This window comes from Streptomyces sp. NPDC037126 (genome assembly GCF_055605965.1).
The window spans coordinates 1-1,484 of record NZ_JBVJTD010000090.1; the positions used below are offsets into that span (position 1 = coordinate 1).

A 1,484-nucleotide genomic window follows, 5' to 3' on the forward strand; every position below is an offset into this window, starting at 1 on the left:
GGCACCGCGCGTGTGAAGCGTGGCATGGCCGAGCAGCTCAAGGGCGGCGTGATCATGGACGTCGTCACGCCGGAGCAGGCGAAGATCGCCGAGGACGCGGGCGCCGTCGCCGTCATGGCGCTGGAGCGGGTCCCGGCCGACATCCGCAAGGACGGCGGTGTGGCCCGCATGTCCGACCCGGACATGATCGAGGGCATCATCGACGCCGTCTCGATCCCGGTCATGGCCAAGTCCCGCATCGGTCACTTCGTCGAGGCCCAGGTGCTGCAGTCCCTCGGCGTCGACTACATCGACGAGTCCGAGGTCCTCACCCCGGCCGACGAGGTCAACCACTCCGACAAGTGGGCGTTCACCACCCCCTTCGTCTGCGGTGCCACCAACCTGGGCGAGGCCCTGCGCCGCATCGCCGAGGGCGCCGCGATGATCCGCTCCAAGGGCGAGGCCGGCACCGGCAACGTCGTCGAGGCCGTGCGCCACCTGCGCCAGATCAAGAACGAGATCGCCCGTCTGCGCGGCTTCGACAACCACGAGCTGTACGCCGCGGCCAAGGAGCTGCGCGCGCCCTACGAGCTGGTCAAGGAGGTCGCCGAGCTGGGCAAGCTCCCGGTGGTGCTGTTCTCCGCCGGCGGTGTGGCCACCCCGGCCGACGCGGCCCTGATGCGCCAGCTCGGCGCCGAGGGCGTGTTCGTGGGCTCCGGCATCTTCAAGTCCGGCGACCCGGCCAAGCGCGCCGCCGCCATCGTGAAGGCGACCACCTTCTACGACGACCCGAAGATCATCGCGGACGCGTCCCGCGACCTCGGCGAGGCCATGGTCGGCATCAACTGCGACACCCTCCCCGAGACCGAGCGCTACGCCAACCGCGGCTGGTGACCAGCCCGGTACCGACACCAGGTACGGACATTCAGGTACTGACTCCATGAACACTCCTGTCATAGGCGTCCTGGCCCTCCAGGGCGACGTTCGGGAGCACCTCATCGCCCTGGCCGCGGCCGACGCCGTGGCCAGGCCGGTGCGGCGCCCCGAGGAACTCGCCGAGGTCGACGGCCTCGTCCTGCCCGGCGGCGAGTCCACCACCATCTCCAAGCTGGCCGTCCTCTTCGGGGTGATGGACCCGCTTCGCGCGCGCGTGCGGGACGGCATGCCCGTCTACGGCACCTGCGCGGGCATGATCATGCTCGCCGACAAGATCCTCGACCCGCGCTCCGGCCAGGAGACCATCGGCGGCATCGACATGATCGTGCGCCGCAACGCCTTCGGACGGCAGAACGAGTCCTTCGAGGCCGCGGTCGACGTCGAGGGCGTCGAGGGCCATCCTGTGGAGGGCGTCTTCATCCGCGCCCCCTGGGTCGAGTCCGTGGGCGCCGACGTCGAGGTGCTCGCCGAGCACGACGGCCACATCGTCGCCGTCCGCCAGGGCAACGCGCTCGCCACCTCGTTCCACCCGGAACTCACCGGCGACCACCGCGTGCACGCCCTGTTCG

The 1,484-nt window shown here is 70.4% G+C and carries 2 protein-coding genes; both read left to right on the top strand.

Going from position 1 to position 1,484, the window contains the following annotated elements; translation table 11 throughout:
* A partial coding sequence (gene pdxS, locus ACZ7FF_RS44955) for a pyridoxal 5'-phosphate synthase lyase subunit PdxS (protein ID WP_470820553.1) occupies positions 1–873 on the top strand: 873 nt, incomplete at its 5' end.
* A 46-nt stretch (positions 874–919) separates the two neighbouring features.
* A partial coding sequence (gene pdxT, locus ACZ7FF_RS44960) for a pyridoxal 5'-phosphate synthase glutaminase subunit PdxT (protein WP_470820554.1) occupies positions 920–1,484 on the top strand: 565 nt, incomplete at its 3' end.